The organism is Streptomyces sp. 549 (genome assembly GCF_030124175.1).
GTDB lineage: Bacteria > Actinomycetota > Actinomycetes > Streptomycetales > Streptomycetaceae > Streptomyces.
The window spans coordinates 82,264-97,044 of sequence record NZ_JASKMT010000011.1 but is presented as its reverse complement, the minus strand read 5'-3'; the positions used below and the strand labels follow the sequence as shown (position 1 = coordinate 97,044).

Genomic DNA, 14,781 nt, shown 5'->3' with positions numbered 1-14,781 from the left:
GCCGCATCCCCATGCCGCCTGCCACGCCTCCGCACCCCTCGCGCAGGACGCTCGCCAAGGCCAGCGCCCTCGGCCTCGCCACCGCCTTCGCCGCCACCCGTCCGGCCCTCGCCGCACGCCCCGCCCCGGGCAGCACCGGGCCGAGCGGCGCCGTCCAGACCCGGGCCGGCGAAGCCCTCGCACCGGCCGGAGTGACGGCCACCCGCCTCGGCCCCCGCACCTACGACCTGTCGGTACCGTCAGCCGCCCTGGGGCGCACCGCGCCCGTGCGCGTCATCCTCCCGGCCTCGCACGCGGCGCACCCGGCCCGCACGTGGCCGGTGCTGCACCTGCTGCACGGAGCGCACGACGACTACACGTCGTGGACCCGCGAGACGGACATCGAACGGTTCACCTACGACCGGGACGTGATCGTCGCCATGCCCGACGGCGGCCCCACCGGCATTCCCACGCGGTGGCGCGACGGCACCGACTACGAGACGTTCCAGGTCGCGGAGGTGCCCGCGGTGCTGGCCCGCGACTTCCGGGCGTCCGGGACGCAGGCCGTGGCCGGAGTCTCCACCGGCGGCTACGGCGCCATGGCACACGCCGCCCGCAACCCCGGCCGGTTCGCAGCAGCGGCCTCCTACAGCGGCATCCTCGACACGACCTACCCCGGTGTGCCCGCCGTTGTGGATGCCATCGTGGCTCGGGAGAACCTCCCCCCGAGGTCCCTGTGGGGCAGCCCCCTCCTGAACGTCGGCACCTGGCGGGACTTCAACCCGCGGGCCCGGGCGTCCGGCCTGCGCGGCACCGCCCTCTACGTCTCCACCGGCAGCGGTGTCGCCGGGGACGGCGGTGACGAACTGCTGCCGCGTGTGCTCGAAAGCCTGCTCTGGCCCGCCGTCCAGAGCTTCACGGCCCTGCTGCGCCTGATGCGGCTCGGCGCGACCACGCACCTCTACGCGGGTGGGGAGCACGGCTGGAACTACTGGCAACGCGAGTTCACCGCGTCCTGGCCCCTGCTGGCCCGGGCCCTCGGCGTCCCCGCCTGACCGCCCCCGCCATACGACCGTACCGCGGGTACGGAAACTGTCACCGAGGTACAAGAAGGGAGTGCACAGTACTCCAAAAGTGACACCTGCGAGACAAGCACATCCGATCTACGTACCGCATAGTGTCAACAGGCCCAACGGTCCAACCGTCTCAGCGGGAGGAGCTCCGGTGTCGGATCCCTTCGCCGCCGTACCCAGACCGCTCGCCGAGGAGATCACCGCGCACATGCGCCGGTCCCTCGACGACGTCATCGAGGAAGTGGAACGCGAGGTCCGCCACAGCGTGCCGGAGTACTCGCGTCCCGGGGACGACACCTACACGCGGAACCTCAGAGCCGGGGTCGTCGACGCGCTCGCCCTGTTCATCGAGCGCATCGACGAGCCTGGCCGGGACTGGACCAGCATCGCCCACTCCTACCAGGAGATCGGCCGGGGAGAGGCCGTGGAGGGCCGCAGCCTGGACACGCTGCAGGCCGCGTTACGGGTCGGCAGCCGCGTGGCGTGGCGGCGGATGGGAGTGCTCGCCGACGCGCTCGAACTCGAACCGCACGTGGTGGCCGCCCTCGGGGAGGCGGCCATGATGCACATGCACGAGATCGCCGAAGCCGCCTCGTCGGGCTTCGCCGAGGAGCAGTTGCACAGCACAGGTGAACTGCAACGGCGCCGCAAACGGCTGCTCGACCTGCTACTGGCCGACGCGCCCGCCTCGCCGGAGGCCGTGCGGGAACTGGCCCACGCCGCCCGCTGGCCGCTGCCGCGGCGCGTCGCCGTCATCACCTTCGACGCCCCGGCGCAGCCCGAGGACGAACGTCTGCTGCTGCCCGCCGGTGTCCTGGTCGACACCGGCGCCCGCCCGCCGCGCCTGCTGCTCCCCGGCCCGCCGTCAGGGGCCGCTCCCGGACGGCCGTCGGTGCCCGTCCTGCGGGACCGGCAGGTCGCCATCGGGCCGACGGTCCCGCTCGCCGAGGCCGCCGACTCGCTGCGCTGGGCGACCCGCGCGCTCAACCTGGTACGCCGCGGCCTGCTGCCGTCCGGCCGGGGCACCGTGCGGTGCGTCGACCATCTGCCGACCCTGCTGCTGTACGCCGACGAGCCGCTGTTGCGCCGGCTGTCCCACTGGCGGCTCGCGCCGCTCAGCTCCGTGCCCGAACCGCAGCGCGACCGGCTGGCGCAGACTCTGCTGGCATGGTTGCAGAGCGGCAACAGCGTGGGGGACGTCGCGAATCAGCTGCACGTCCACCCGCAGACGGTGCGCTACCGGCTCCGGCAGTTGGAGAAGCTGTTCGGTGACCGCCTGAGGGACCCGGAGAGTCGCTTCACCCTCGAAGTCGCGCTCCGGGCTGAGTCCGTCGCCCGACCGGACGAGGCGGGCCGCCCGGCCGCCCGGCGACTGCGTTCCGCGGACCCCTGAGCGGGGTGGGGCGAGCTTGGAAAGGGGCGAATCTCCGAGCGGGTGACTTCGCGTCGCACCACTTACCCCTGATCGACAGCGCCATTACGCTGCCGGGCATGGAATGGATTCCGGCATTGGTGACGATCGGCAGCGTGGTGTCGGCGGCTGTCCTTGGGAACCTCTGGGTGTCGAAGGACGCTCTGCGCTGGTTCCGTGAGCTGCGCCGGCCGCGGTGGATGATCCCTTTCCAGGGATTCCTGGTCGTGGGCCCGGTCTACTACGTCCTGATGGGCGTGGTGCTGTACCGGGCCTTCGACCGGGATGATGTGGCGGCCATCGTGCTGTCGTTCGTGGTGCTGGTCGGCAATGAGGCATGGAACGGGCTCTTCTTCGGACGCCGCAGCCCGCGGGCGGGCTTCTTCGGCATGCTCGCGTTCGCCGTGCCGGTACTCGCGCTGCTGGCGGCCGTCACCGGGGATGCGCTGTCGCTGGCCCTTGTCGGCCTGTACTTCGTGTGGGTGCTCTACGACATCGCGTGGGCCCGCGCACTCTGGCGCCTCAACCCCTGATGCCCCATACACCTTTCCCCGAGCACCCCCGATTACCCCCGAATCGAATATGCACAAGGGGTTCGCCTCGCGTACTCATCGGCGGAGAGAACGCGGGTTTCTTTCTGTTTTCCACTGCATAACAATGCCGTGTCACCCCCACTAGTTTTCGACGGACCAAATGACTGTGCGGTGCTCCGGGACAGGCTTTCCGGAACGGAGACCGCACTCGACGTCCGGAGGAACCCCCCATGGGCCTTTCCCTGTTCGGCGGCCGGCGGCGCCCGCTGGCCCGCCTCTCCGTAGCGGCAGCTCTCGTACTGGGCGGTGGTGGCGTGGTCGCGCTGACCGCCTCGAGTGCTTCGGCCGCCTGTACCGACATCGAGATGATCTCCGCACGCGGCACGTTCGAACCCGGAAATCTCGGCGTGATCGTGGGCGATCCGGTGTTCTCCGCGCTGCAGCGGCGTGCCACCGGAAAGACCCTGTCCAGCTACGCGGTGGACTACCCGGCGAACCTGAGCCCCACCTCGGCCGCCCAGGGAAACACCGACCTCGTCAACCGGGTCCGCAGTCAGGCGGCTTCCTGTCCCGACCAGCAGTTCGTTCTGGTCGGGTACTCGCAGGGCGCGAACGTCGTGAACAACTCCATCGGTGTCAGCAGCGCCGGTGCGGTGGTGGGCAGTCCGATCGTCGCGAGCATTCCGGCGGACCTGGAACCCCGGGTCGCCGCGGTGCTGCAGTTCGGCAATCCCATCCGGGCCCAGGGAAGGAGCATCACCGGCACCTACGAGAGCCGCACGCTGGACATCTGCGCGTCGGGCGACCCTGTGTGTGAGGCGCGTGGCGGCAACACGCTCGCGCACCTGGGCTACCGGTCCAACGCCAACGAGGCGGCCGAGTTCGCCGCGAGCAAGTTCTGACGGCACTCGCCGGTGACTGGGGAGCGCCGGCGTGACCGCCCAGCGGTGAACGGCCGAAGGTGCCCGGGAGCGATTCGCTCCCGGGCACCTTCATTGTGCGGACCGGTTCTGCTTTCGGTGGCCGGCTCAGCGCCGGGTGGCGAACTCGGCCAGGTGGGTGGACACCGTCTCGGGGCGGCCGTCGTTCTGGTCGGGCGCCGCGGTGAGCACGTCCAGGTGCTGGTATCCGGGGGCTACGACCGGGTCCAGGTCCTGGTGCCTGCCCGGGTCGATCAGGCCGTCGCCCGCCAGCACGGTGAGGGTCGGATTGGCCGTCAGACCGTCCTTGTGCACCACGAACCTGCTGATCTGCGGTGACGTGCCCAGTTGGATGTCGGTGACCAGCTTGGTGGGGAAGTAGTTCTCGGTGAAGTCCAGGGGGTGTTCGGACAGGCTGCGTGCCAACTGCTGGATGTCGGTGACCTCCTTGGCCGCAGAGGTGAACGGCGTCCCGTCCGCGGACCGGTGGACGGGATCGTCGTCGGCTCCCACCCGGTCGTAGTTGCGCCAGGTGTAGAGCGGGCCGTGCGGTTCTGCCGGGATCGCCTTGTACTCCGTACCGAGCAGTGCCGGGTTGCTGTTGCTGCCGTTGGCCACGGGGAAGTTCTTGTCCACGACGGGGCCGCCGTCGAAGAAGCCGACGCTGGCCTGGATGAAGGACAGCGGCACCGAGTGGTCGTCCATCAGGACGCCGAGCGCGGCCTCGTTGGTGAGCCGGAAGTCCTTCAGGCCCGGCTTGCCGGTCAGGAACGTCGCGGCGTCCTTGGAGAAGAGGAACCGGTTGGTGAGGTCGACGTTGAACCGCGGTGGTACGGCGGCGGCCATGTCGGACTCGGCGTCCGGCGCGGTGGCGGCGAACAGCCCCGACACGGACAGCAGCGTCATCGTCTCGGCGTTGACGACGGCCGGCGCCGAGACGGACCGAGGCAGCAGCCCGCTGTTCAGCCCGGCCTGCACGGCGGCGTACCCGATGCCGACGTCCGGAAGGTTGACGTCCTCGGGCATGGCGCCCTGGAGGTCACCGAGCGAGGTGGAGATCGTGGTGTCGAGAGCGAAGTAGCCGGCGCACTGGTTGTGGCCTGCGTCGGACAGGGTGGCCGGATCACCGTCGAAGTCCCAGGTGGCGAAGTAGCCGGTGAGCACGCCGCCGAGTGAGTGGCCGCCGCACAGGAACTTCTCCTTGCGCAGGGTCCGCGACGGCAGTTCCGCGACCATGAGGTCGTACTGGTCGCGGACCGTCTGCTCCAGCCCGACCTTGGACAGCCAGCCCAGCTGGCGGTTCTCAAGGAAGCCCGAGAACTTCTTCCCGTCCACGGAAGCACCGCGGTAGTAGTAGTCGATCGCGTCGTGCGGATCGCCGGAATCCAGGCCGGCCTGCACGCCGGTGCGGTCCTCCAGGCAGTTGGAGCGCCGGTCCAGGGCCCAGAACTCGATGTGCTCACCCCGGGCGCTGGCCTGCGTGATCGTGTTCCGGGCGACGCTGTCGAAGGCGCCGGCGCCTTCCAGGATGCCCGGCTGGGCGATGAGGATCCGGTCGGCGTCGGCGGAACGGTCCGGGCCGGCGCTGTCGCGGTAGCGCAGGTAGGACAGCCAGTCGCAGGCCTCGGGTCGCGCGCCCACCGACGCGGGCAGCGGCACCTTGACCCGGACCACGGTCTCGGTGATCCCGGTGACGGGGGAACGGGACTCCACCACCGTCTCGACCCGCGTCGGCGGCGCCTGCACGGCAGAGGCCTGCACGGCGGGCGCCGCGACGATGAGCACGCCCACCAGAGCGGTGGCGCGCCACGGGTGTCGACACCTTCTCGTTCGGTTCGTATCCATGTGCGGACGCTAGGGCCGCACCGACGTCCCGCTCAGGCGTCGCTGACGAACTTTGAGGTCCCGACCTCCGCCGTTGTCAACGGCGGACAGTGCCCACGCCCCGACTCCCGCCCGCGGCCTTCCGCAGCGGGTCGCCGTCGCCCGCCGGGCCGTCAGCCGGCGGCCGCGGTGAGGGCCGAGCGGCGCGGTACCGCGTAGGCGTCGAGCGCTTCGCGGGTCAGGCCGCTGTGCTGCTCCACCTCGGCGGTGTCCAGGGCGCCGCAGTCGAGGCCGCGCAGCAGGTAGCCGCTGAGGGCCTTGGCGGTGGCGGGTTCGTCCATGACCGAGCCGCCGGTGTTGCCCGCGTAGGCGGCCAGGCGCAGCGCGGCCTCCTCGAAGCCCTCGCGGTAGAAGGCGTAGACGGCGGCGTAGCGGCTGGGCAGGTGGCCGGGGTGCATGTCCCAGCCCTGGTAGTAGGCCCTGGCCAGGGAGCGCCGCACCAGGCGGTGGTGGAGCTGCCAGGCCGCGTGCACCTGGGGTGTCGGGCCGACGGGCAGCACGTTGGTGGAGCCGTCGGAGAGGCGGACGCCGGTCCCGGCTGCGGCGACCTGCATCACGGCCTTGGCGTGGTCGGCCGCCGGGTGGTCCATGGCCTGGTGGGCGGCGCTGACGCCGCAGCAGGCGCTGTAGTCGAAGGTGCCGTAGTGCAGGCCCGTGGCGCGGCCCCGGGCCGCGTCGATCATGCGGGCGACGGTGGCGCGGCCGTCGGCGCCCAGGATGGACTGGCTGGTCTCGATCTGGATCTCGAAGTCGAGGCGTCCGACGGGCAGGCCCCGGTCCTGTTCGAACTGCTCGCACAGCCGCACCATCGCGGTGACCTGCTCGGGGTAGGTGACCTTGGGCAGGGTGAGGCGCAGCCCTGCGGGCAGCGCGCCGGCCTCCACCAGGCCGGTGAGGAAGATGTCCAGGGTGCGGATGCCGCGGTCACGGACGGCGGCCTCCATGCACTTGAGGCGGATGCCGACCTGCGGCGCCACCCGGGCCGGGTCGCCGTCGGCTGTCGCCCGCGCGACGACTTCGGCGGCGCGGGCGGCGTCGGCGTCCTCCTCGGCGTCGGGCCGGTTGCCGTAGCCGTCCTCGAAGTCGATCCTGAGGTCCTCCACCGGTTCGCGCGTGAGCTTGGCCCGCACCCGTTCGCGTACCGGGCCGGCCAGCGCGTCGTCCAGGCCTAGGGCGGCGCCGAACGCGGCGGCGTCCGGGGCGTGCGCGTCGAGCAGGGCGAGTGCCTCGTCGCCCCAGGTGCGCACGGTGTCCTCGGTGAAGGCGTCGGCAGGCACGTAGACGGTGTGCACGGGCTGGCGGGTGCCGGGGTCACCGGGGTAACGCCGTTCCAGCTCGGCGTCCACGGCGGCGAGCGCCGCACCGATGCCCTTTCCGACCCGGGCGTCGAAGGTGGTGGCGATCCGGCGGCCCTGCGTCATCGGCACTCCTCAGGAAATCAACAAAACGTTGAAGCTGTCTGGGAAGCTAGCCGCCCGCCGAGCCCTCCGTCAACACCTCGCGGACGCGCGACGGCCGGGGCCCGGCGGCCGGAGCCGTCCCGGACCCCGGCCGTCGTGGCACCCGGGGGTTGGGTGAAGCAGTGGTCAGCCCTTGCGGGACTTGACCTCTTCGGTCAGCTGGGGAACGACCTCGAAGAGGTCGCCCACCACGCCGTAGTCGACGAGGTCGAAGATCGGCGCCTCGGCGTCCTTGTTCACGGCAACGATCGTCTTCGACGTCTGCATGCCGGCCCGGTGCTGGATGGCACCGGAGATGCCGGCCGCCACGTAGAGCTGCGGCGACACGGACTTGCCGGTCTGGCCGACCTGGCTGGCGTGCGGGTACCAGCCTGCGTCCACCGCGGCGCGGGAGGCGCCGACGGCCGCGCCGAGGGAGTCGGCGAGCGACTCGATGAGGTGGAAGTTCTCGGCGCCGTTCACGCCGCGCCCACCGGAGACCACGATGGCGGCCTCGGTCAGCTCCGGGCGGCCGGTCGCGGCCCGCGGGGTGCGGGAGACGACCTTGGTACCCGTCGCCAGCTCGCCGAAGGTCACCGACAGCTGCTCGACGGTACCGGCGGCCTGCGCGGCCTCGGGCGCGGCGGAGTTGGGCTTGACGGTGATGACCGGTGTGCCGCGGCTGACCCGCGAGCGCGTGGTGAACGCGGCGGCGAACACCGACTGGGTGGCGACCGGGCCGTCGTCACCGGCGGCCAGGTCCACGGCGTCGGTGATGATGCCGGACCCGATGCGCACCGCCAGGCGGGCGGCGATCTCCTTGCCCTCGGCGGAGGAGGGGACCAGGACGGCGACCGGGGAGACGGCCTCGTGGGCGGCCTGCAGCGCGTCGACCTTCGGCACCACGTGGTAGTCGGCGAACTCGGGGGCGTCGGCGGTCAGCACCCGTACGGCGCCGTACTCGGCGAGCGTGGGGGCGGCCGTGTCGGCGCCCGCGCCCAGGTGGACGGCGACCGGCTCACCGATGCGGCGGGCCAGGGTCAGCAGTTCGAGGGTCGGCTTGCGGACGGCACCGTCCACGTGGTCGACGTAGACAAGGACTTCAGCCATGGGAATGCTCCTGCGAGGAAAGTGCGGGCTCTGCGGACGGGCGGGCGGACCTGCTCAGATGAACTTCTGGCCCGCGAGGAACTCGGCGAGCTGCTTGCCGCCCTCGCCCTCGTCCTTGACCACGGTGCCGGCGCTGCGGGGCGGACGCGCGGTGGCGTCCTCGACCTTGGTCCAGGCGCCCTCCAGGCCGACCTGCTCGGCGTCGAGGTCCAGGTCGTCCAGGTCCAGGGACTCGACCGGCTTCTTCTTCGCGGCCATGATGCCCTTGAAGGAGGGGTAGCGGGCCTCGCCGGACTGGTCGGTCACGGAGACAACGGCCGGCAGTGCGGCCTCGAGCTGCTCGGTGGCGGCGTCGCCGTCCCGGCGGCCGGTCACCTTGCCGTCCTCGACCGACACCTCGGAGAGCAGCGTGACCTGCGGAACACCCAGGCGCTCGGCGAGCAGCGCGGGCAGCACGCCCATCACGCCGTCGGTGGAGGCCATGCCGCAGATGACAAGGTCGTAGCCGGTCTTCTCGACGGCCTTGGCGAGCACCAGCGAGGTGCCCATGGCGTCGGTGCCGTGCAGGTCGTCGTCCTCGACGTGGACGGCCTTGTCCGCGCCCATGGACAGCGCCTTGCGCAGCGCGTCCCTGGCGTCCTCGGGTCCGACGGTGAGGACGGTGATCTCCGCGTCGTCGGCCTCGTCGGCGATCTGCAGGGCCTGCTCGACGGCGTACTCGTCGAGCTCCGACAGCAGGCCGTCCACCGCGTCACGGTCAGTGGTCAGGTCTTCGGAGAAGTGCCGGTCGCCGGTGGCGTCGGGCACGTACTTCACACAGACAACGATCCTCAGGCTCACGCCGGCTCTCCTACTGCATCGTCATTACGGGGCTGCCTCGTGCAGGCAGCATAGGCGCCTGCCGGGGCGGATTCCGGTCAGGTGCCCCGGTTCTCCGCCAAGTTTATTACTCGCCAGTACACCCATCGCATTCCCCGTGGGCAAGGCCGGTTAACTGTGACCTTGCCAACGCGTGCGAACCGGGACGTCTCAGTCACGCAGCGCGTTGAAGCGACCCTGCTGGTAGAGCAGCGGACGGCCCGGTTCACCGCTGCCGCCGGTGACGATCTCGGCCAGGACCAGCCGGTGGTCCCCCGCCGGCACCCGCGCGACGATCCGGCACACCAGCCAGGCCAGCCCTCCGTCCAGGACGGGCACGCCGTGCGGCCCGGTGTGCCAGCGGGTGGGCGGCGCGAAGCGGTCGGCGCCGCTGCGGGAGAAGGTGGCGGCCAGCTCGCGCTGCTCCTCGGCCAGCACGTGCACGCCGACGTACTCCGCACGGGCGACGGACGGCCAGGTGGAGGAGGCGGTGCCGATCCCGAACGACACCAGCGGCGGGGCGGCGGCGACCGAGGTCAGAGAGGTGGCGGTGAAGCCGGCCGGGCGGCCTTCGGGCCCGCTCGCCGTGATCACCGCCACGCCGGCGGCGTGCTGCCGGAAGGCGGCACGCAGCAGCGCACCGCCTTCCTCGGGGGCTTCTGCGGCGCGTGCGGGGGTGCGGGGGCCTGCGGGGCTCAGCGCTCGGTTTCCGGCCATGGTGATCTCACCTTGACGAGGCTGCGATGGACGCGTCAAGCGCGCCGGGTGCGGGACGGGCGGCCGGGGACTCACGTCAGCGCCCCCAGAGCGGCGATGACATCGGCCTTGCGCGGCTGCCCGGTGCCGCGCCGCACGATCCGTCCGCCGGCGTCGAGCACCAGCACGGTGGGAGTGCGGTCGATACTCAGGGCGCGGACCAGTTCCAGGTGCGACTCGGCGTCGATCTCCACCGGCAACACGCCGTCGACAAGCCGCGCGACCTCGGCGAGTACACGCCGGGTGGCCCGGCACGGCTGGCAGAAGGCGCTGGAGAACTGGACCAGTGTGGCCCGCTCCCCGAGGCCGCCCAGCCCGAGCGCGGCTGCGCCGAGCCGCGTCAGACCGTCCGGTTGAGGCACTGCCCCTCCCTCCTTGCACGTCGGTCGAGCAGTACAGCACAGCGGACGGGCCGGGCATTCCCCGCGCCCGCCCGTGCGGCGGTCTCGGGACGGGCACGACCCGGCGGCGACCGCGTGACGGGGATCTCTTAGGCTCAAGGGTGGCAAGCGAAGTTACGCCAACGTAGGTTCAGGGCATGCGTCGCCGGGAGAACCCTCCCCAGGCAGCCTCACGAAGGGTCCCCCGACATGGCAGAGATCGTCTATCCCCCCGTCATCGGCGCAGCGAAGACCCTGTTCAAGATCTGGGACCTGCGCCTGGACATCGGTGGCACCGAGCACGTTCCCCGGCGTGGGGGCGCGGTCCTGGTGAGCAACCACATCGGCTACCTGGACTTCGTGTTCGCGGGGCTCGCCGCGAACCCCGCAAAGCGCCTGGTGCGGTTCATGGCGAAGGAGTCGGTGTTCCGGCACAAGGTGTCCGGGCCGCTGATGCGGGGCATGAAGCACATCCCGGTGGACCGGGGCGCCGGCCTGGACGCCTACAAGCACGCCGTGCGGGCACTGCGGGACGGTGAGATCGTCGGCGTCTTCCCGGAGGCGACCATCTCCCAGTCGTTCACGCTCAAGAACTTCAAGACCGGTGCCGCGCGCATGGCCCAGGAAGCGGGAGTGCCGCTGCTCCCGGTCGCACTGTGGGGCACTCAGCGCTTGTGGACCAAGGGCCGCAAGCGGGACTTCGGCCGCAACCACTTCCCGATCACCATCCGCGTCGGCGACCCGATCCACCCCGAGGAGGGCGAGTCCGCGGCGAATGTCACCCAGCGGATGCGCGGGCGGATGCAGGAGCTGCTGGAGGCGGCGCAGCGCGCCTACCCGGCGCAGCCCAGCGGACCGGACGACTCGTGGTGGCTCCCCCCGCACCTCGGCGGCACCGCGCCGCAGCCCGCACAGCCCGCCTGACGGGCACCCGGGCCTTCCGGCGACCGGTATGACGAGGGACGGCCGCCACCCCTGCGGGTGGCGACCGTCCCTCGTCATACGCGGGATCGCGGGTCAGCCGCCGGACTCCTCGCGGAGCGCGTCGACGAAGCCGTCCACGTCCTCCTCGGTGGTGTCGAACGAGCACATCCACCGCACGTCGCCTGCGGCCTCGTCCCAGAAGTAGAAGCGGTAGCGCTTCTGCAGGCGCTCGCTCACCTCGTGCGGCAGCCGGGCGAAGACGGCGTTGGCCTGCACGGGGTGCAGGATCTCCACGCCGGGCACGGTACGGACACCGGCCTCCAGCCGCCGTGCCATCGCGTTGGCGTGCCCGGCGTTGCGCAGCCACAGGTCGCCGGCGAGCAACGCCTCCAGCTGCACCGACACGAAGCGCATCTTGGACGCGAGCTGCATGGACAGCTTGCGCAGGTGCTTCATCGCCCGTACCCGGTCGGGGTCGAGCACCACCACGGCCTCACCGAAGACAGCGCCGTTCTTGGTGCCGCCGAAGGACAGCACGTCCACACCCGCGACGTTGGTGAAGGCCCGCATCGGCACGTCCAGCGACGCCGCCGCGTTGGCTATCCGGGCACCGTCGAGGTGCACGGCCATGCCGCGCTCGTGGGCGTGCACGCAGATGGCGCGGACCTCTTCGGGCGTGTAGACGGTGCCCAGTTCGGTGTTCTGGGTGATGGACACCACCTGCGGCATGGCGCGGTGCTCGTCGTCCCAGCCGTACGCCTCGCGGTCGATCAGCTCAGGGGTGAGCTTGCCGTCCTCCGTGGGCACGGTGAGCAGCTTGAGTCCGCCGACCCGCTCGGGCGCCCCGCACTCGTCGACGTTGATGTGCGAGGTGTCGGCGGCGATCACCGCGCCCCAGCGGTCGGTCAGCGCCTGCAGGGCGACGACGTTGGCCCCGGTGCCGTTGAAGACGGGGAACGTCTGCGCGCGGGCGCCGAAGTGCCGCCGCACCAGGTGCTGGAGGTTCTCCGTGTAGTCGTCACCGCCGTAGGCGGTCTGATGGCCCTCGTTGGCGAGGGCCATCGCGGCGAGCACCTCCGGGTGTGCACCGGCGTAGTTGTCGCTGGCGAATCCCCGCACGGTGGGGTCGTGGCGACGTTTGGCGTCCGTTCTCACGGCTGGGGTGTGAGCCACAGGCGTTTTCCGTTCACTTCCTCGGCGGGCCTGGTCCAGGTGTCGACGATGGACCCGGCGAGGTCCTTGACGTCGGTGAAGCCGGCGAACTTCGCCTGCGGGCGCTCGGCCCGCATCGCGTCGTGCACCAGCGCCTTCACCACCAGGATCGCAGCAGCGGCCGCCGGGCCGCTCTCGCCCCCCGCCTTGCGGAACGCGTCGGCGAGCGCCAGCGTCCACGCCTCGGCCGCCGCCTTGGCGGCGGAGTAGGCGGCGTTGCCCGCGGTGGGCTTGCTGGCGCCGGCGGCGCTGATGAGGAGGAAGCGGCCGTTGCCGCTGCGCTTGAGCGCGCCCTCGAAGGCAAGCGAGGTGTGCTGCACGGTCCGGACCAGGAGTCGGTCGAGGTGGTCCCAGTCGGCGAGGTCGGTCTCGGCGAACGTCGCCGAGCCGCGCCAGCCGCCGACGAGGTGGACCAGGCCGTCGATCCGCCCGAACTCCTTCTCGGTGCGGTCCGCCCACGCCCGGGCGGCGGCCGGGTCGAGCAGGTCGACGGTGTCGCCGGTGACGGTGGCCCCGCCGTGCGCGAAACGCGCCGCGTCGACGCCCTGTGCGAGCCGTTCCACGTCCGCGTCGGCGCCCACCACGACGGCGCCCGCCTCCGCGAGGCGCAGTAGGGCGGCGTGCCCCGCGGGCCCGCCGGCTCCGGCGACCGCCACGACGGCGCCTTCCAGCGGGCCTCCGTTGCCGGACGTACCGGGTTGCGCTGTACTCATGTCCTTCGCCTCCTGGTGCGCGTTGCTCATGCGGCCACGCCCACGGACGCGCTGTCCGCGGTGATGCCCTTGGTGGAGGCGATCACGCCCCGCAGCTTCTTCGAGAGTGCCTCGTAGAACATGCTGAGCGGGAACTCGTCCGGGTGCACCTCGTCCACGAGTTTGCGCGGCGGCAGGTCGAGGTCGAGGGCCTCAGGTCCCTTGGCCCAGGTGGAGCCGGGGTGCGGGGCGAGGTAGCCGGAGACCAGTTCGTAGGCCTTGAACCAGTGCACGAGCTTGGGCCGGTCGATGCCCTCACGGTAGAGGGTCTCGATCTCCTCGCGCAGCCGCACGGTCACCTCGCGGGCGAGGTCCCAGTCGATGGTGAGCTTGTTGTCCGTCCAGCGCAGCGCGTCGTGGCGGTGCAGGTAGGCGAAGAGCAGCTGCCCGCCGAGGCCGTCGTAGTTGCGGTTGCGCTCACCGGTGACGGGGAAGCGGAAGAGACGCTCCAGGATGACGGCGTACTGCACGTCGCGGCCCTGGGCGAAGCCGTCGGCCTCCAGTTTCCCGGCCTCGTGGAAGGCGGTGAGGTCGCAGCGCAGCTCCTCCAGGCCGTACATCCAGAACGGCTGCCGCTGCTTGATCATGAAGGGGTCGAAGGGCAGGTCGCCGTGGCTGTGGGTGCGGTCGTGGACCATGTCCCACAGTACGAAGGTCTGCTGCGCGCGCTCCTGGTCGTCGAGCAAACCCAGGGCGTCCTCGGGCAGCTCCAGGCTGGTGACGTCGCAGGCGGCGTGCACGACGCGGCGGAAGCGGGCGGCCTCGCGGTCGCAGAAGATGCCGCCCCAGCTGAAGCGCTCGGGGGCTTCGCGGACGGCGATCGTCTCGGGGAAGAGCACCGCGGAGTGGGTGTCGTAGCCGCTGGTGAAGTCCTCGAAGGTGATGCCGAGGAAGAGCGGGTTGTCGTAGCGGGTGCGCTCCAGCTCCGACAGCCAGTCCGGCCACACCATGCGCAGCACGACCGCCTCGAAGTTGCGGTCGGGGTTGCCGTTCTGCGTGTACATGGGGAACAGGACCAGGTGCTGGCGTCCGTGGACGCGCTCCTGGGCGGGCTGGAAGGCGAGCAGCGAGTCGAGGAAGTCGGGCACGGCGAAGTCCGACTCCACCCAGCGGCGCAGGTCCGACACGAGGGCGCGGTGGTAGGCGGCGTTGTGGGGAAGCAGCGGTGCCAGCTCCTCGACAGCCTCGGACATGCGCGTGACCTGGGCGGTGACGGCCCCACGGGTCGGCGCGCCCTCGGCGTCGAAGTCGACGGACCCGTCCTTGGACTGCCAGGGGCGGACGGTCTCCACGGCGCTCTTCAGCTCGGTCCAGGCGGAGTGCTCCACCACCGGCGACTCGGGAAGAACACCCTCCGCGGCGGCGCCGGGCAACAAGGTCTGCGTCATCACTGTCCCTCCACAAGAAAACATCGCGTGCACCTCACGGTAGGCACAGACCCAGTCCGTTCTCAAGCGGAGGCGCCGTAAATCTTCCTGTGCGAGGCGGCTGAACGACGTGTTTTTCCTCTCGTTTGCCGGACCAGCCGCACCTTCTGGCCGGATCTCCGG

Annotated in this window: 14 protein-coding genes; 5 read left to right on the top strand and 9 right to left on the bottom strand. The window is 71.3% G+C overall.

The features are described from left to right. The first annotated feature begins 11 nt into the window (after positions 1-11). The 4 genes from QNO07_RS15040 to QNO07_RS15025 all read left to right on the top strand — a co-directional run bounded on the left by QNO07_RS15040 (position 12) and on the right by QNO07_RS15025 (position 3,898). Positions 12-1,034, top strand: a complete 1,023-nt coding sequence (locus tag QNO07_RS15040; protein ID WP_283992507.1) for an alpha/beta hydrolase — start codon at positions 12-14, stop codon at positions 1,032-1,034. Between the two features lie 169 nt (positions 1,035-1,203). Further along, the gene (locus tag QNO07_RS15035) at positions 1,204-2,445 is read left to right on the top strand and encodes a PucR family transcriptional regulator (protein ID WP_283992506.1); all 1,242 of its coding nucleotides are present in this window, start codon (positions 1,204-1,206) and stop codon (positions 2,443-2,445) included. Between the two features lie 98 nt (positions 2,446-2,543). After that, entirely contained in the window at positions 2,544-2,996 is a 453-nt protein-coding gene (locus tag QNO07_RS15030; protein ID WP_283992505.1) for a tryptophan-rich sensory protein, read from the top strand. A gap of 230 nt (positions 2,997-3,226) precedes the next feature. After that, positions 3,227-3,898: a cutinase family protein gene (locus QNO07_RS15025; protein ID WP_283992504.1), complete on the top strand. Its 672-nt coding sequence runs from the start codon at positions 3,227-3,229 to the stop codon at positions 3,896-3,898. Positions 3,899-4,024: 126 nt separating this feature from the next. Here the strand turns inward: QNO07_RS15025 and QNO07_RS15020 are convergent, their stop codons facing one another. The 6 genes from QNO07_RS15020 to QNO07_RS14995 all read right to left on the bottom strand — a co-directional run bounded on the left by QNO07_RS15020 (position 4,025) and on the right by QNO07_RS14995 (position 10,325). After that, entirely contained in the window at positions 4,025-5,761 is a 1,737-nt protein-coding gene (locus QNO07_RS15020; protein ID WP_283992503.1) for a hypothetical protein, read from the bottom strand. A 152-nt stretch (positions 5,762-5,913) separates the two neighbouring features. Continuing rightward, the gene (locus QNO07_RS15015) at positions 5,914-7,221 is read right to left on the bottom strand and encodes a DUF6986 family protein (RefSeq protein ID WP_283992502.1); all 1,308 of its coding nucleotides are present in this window, start codon (positions 7,219-7,221) and stop codon (positions 5,914-5,916) included. A gap of 165 nt (positions 7,222-7,386) precedes the next feature. Continuing rightward, on the bottom strand, positions 7,387-8,349 hold the full coding sequence (locus QNO07_RS15010; RefSeq protein ID WP_283992501.1) for an electron transfer flavoprotein subunit alpha/FixB family protein: 963 nt from the start codon (positions 8,347-8,349) through the stop codon (positions 7,387-7,389). 54 nt (positions 8,350-8,403) lie between these two features. Further along, complete coding sequence (locus QNO07_RS15005) at positions 8,404-9,189, bottom strand: electron transfer flavoprotein subunit beta/FixA family protein (RefSeq protein WP_283992500.1); 786 nt, start codon at positions 9,187-9,189, stop codon at positions 8,404-8,406. A 189-nt stretch (positions 9,190-9,378) separates the two neighbouring features. Then, a complete protein-coding gene (locus QNO07_RS15000; protein ID WP_283992499.1) occupies positions 9,379-9,924 on the bottom strand; it encodes a flavin reductase family protein in 546 nt (181 codons plus the stop codon). A gap of 71 nt (positions 9,925-9,995) precedes the next feature. Beyond that, complete coding sequence (locus tag QNO07_RS14995; RefSeq protein ID WP_283992498.1) at positions 9,996-10,325, bottom strand: TlpA family protein disulfide reductase; 330 nt, start codon at positions 10,323-10,325, stop codon at positions 9,996-9,998. 228 nt (positions 10,326-10,553) lie between these two features. Here QNO07_RS14995 and QNO07_RS14990 point away from each other — a divergent pair, with 228 nt between their 5' ends. Further along, the gene (locus tag QNO07_RS14990; RefSeq protein WP_283992497.1) at positions 10,554-11,267 is read left to right on the top strand and encodes a lysophospholipid acyltransferase family protein; all 714 of its coding nucleotides are present in this window, start codon (positions 10,554-10,556) and stop codon (positions 11,265-11,267) included. Between the two features lie 93 nt (positions 11,268-11,360). Here the strand turns inward: QNO07_RS14990 and QNO07_RS14985 are convergent, their stop codons facing one another. Genes QNO07_RS14985 through QNO07_RS14975 form a run of 3 tightly spaced genes read right to left on the bottom strand, consistent with a single transcriptional unit; the run spans position 11,361 to position 14,619 of the window. Next, positions 11,361-12,422: a threonine aldolase family protein gene (locus tag QNO07_RS14985; protein ID WP_283992496.1), complete on the bottom strand. Its 1,062-nt coding sequence runs from the start codon at positions 12,420-12,422 to the stop codon at positions 11,361-11,363. Continuing rightward, positions 12,419-13,192, bottom strand: coding sequence for an SDR family NAD(P)-dependent oxidoreductase (locus tag QNO07_RS14980; protein WP_283992495.1), 774 nt, complete (start codon positions 13,190-13,192; stop codon positions 12,419-12,421). The genes QNO07_RS14985 and QNO07_RS14980 overlap by 4 nt, the downstream gene beginning before the upstream one ends. 26 nt (positions 13,193-13,218) lie before the next feature. Continuing rightward, a complete protein-coding gene (locus QNO07_RS14975) occupies positions 13,219-14,619 on the bottom strand; it encodes a DUF6421 family protein (protein WP_283992494.1) in 1,401 nt (466 codons plus the stop codon). Positions 14,620-14,781: the final 162 nt, after the last annotated feature.

Bases quoted from the DNA above. Each gene is read 5' to 3' on its own strand.
- QNO07_RS15040 (WP_283992507.1), top strand. From the start codon at position 12: ATGCCGCCTGCCACGCCTCCGCACCCCTCGCGCAGGACGCTCGCCAAG.
- QNO07_RS15030 (WP_283992505.1), top strand. From the start codon at position 2,544: ATGGAATGGATTCCGGCATTGGTGACGATCGGCAGCGTGGTGTCGGCG.
- QNO07_RS15025 (WP_283992504.1), top strand. From the start codon at position 3,227: ATGGGCCTTTCCCTGTTCGGCGGCCGGCGGCGCCCGCTGGCCCGCCTC.
- QNO07_RS15020 (WP_283992503.1), bottom strand. From the start codon at position 5,761: ATGGATACGAACCGAACGAGAAGGTGTCGACACCCGTGGCGCGCCACC.
- QNO07_RS15015 (WP_283992502.1), bottom strand. From the start codon at position 7,221: ATGACGCAGGGCCGCCGGATCGCCACCACCTTCGACGCCCGGGTCGGA.
- QNO07_RS15010 (WP_283992501.1), bottom strand. From the start codon at position 8,349: ATGGCTGAAGTCCTTGTCTACGTCGACCACGTGGACGGTGCCGTCCGC.
- QNO07_RS15000 (WP_283992499.1), bottom strand. From the start codon at position 9,924: ATGGCCGGAAACCGAGCGCTGAGCCCCGCAGGCCCCCGCACCCCCGCA.
- QNO07_RS14990 (WP_283992497.1), top strand. From the start codon at position 10,554: ATGGCAGAGATCGTCTATCCCCCCGTCATCGGCGCAGCGAAGACCCTG.
- QNO07_RS14980 (WP_283992495.1), bottom strand. From the start codon at position 13,192: ATGAGTACAGCGCAACCCGGTACGTCCGGCAACGGAGGCCCGCTGGAA.
- QNO07_RS14975 (WP_283992494.1), bottom strand. From the start codon at position 14,619: ATGACGCAGACCTTGTTGCCCGGCGCCGCCGCGGAGGGTGTTCTTCCC.